This is a genomic window from Alkalihalophilus lindianensis (genome assembly GCF_032843265.1).
Classification (GTDB): Bacteria; Bacillota; Bacilli; order Bacillales; family Bacillaceae_D; genus Alkalihalophilus; species Alkalihalophilus lindianensis.
The window spans coordinates 1-274 of sequence record NZ_JAWJBA010000284.1; the positions used below are offsets into that span (position 1 = coordinate 1).

Here is a 274-nt window from a genome sequence, read left to right on the forward strand (position 1 = left end):
CTCCGTCAGGTCGTCCCACATTTCCTTGATGCGCCCGAAGAAACCCTGGCTCGCGGGGCATTCCTCACCCGTCTCGGTCTCGCGGAACTCGCAGAGCAATTCCTTCTGCCGCGCGCTGAGCTTCGTCGGTGTCTCGACGTCGATCTGGACGACGAGGTCGCCGGTACCGCGGCCGTTGAGCACCGGCATGCCCGCGCCGCGCTGGCGGAGCTGCTTGCCCGACTGGATGCCCGCGGGAATGGCGATGTCGTGCTTCTTGCCGTCGAGCCCGGGG

1 protein-coding gene is annotated in these 274 nt (G+C 67.5%); it reads right to left on the reverse strand.

Going from position 1 to position 274, the window contains the following annotated elements:
* A partial coding sequence (locus RYX56_RS26580; protein ID WP_317124109.1) for a DnaJ C-terminal domain-containing protein occupies positions 1-274 on the reverse strand: 274 nt, incomplete at both ends.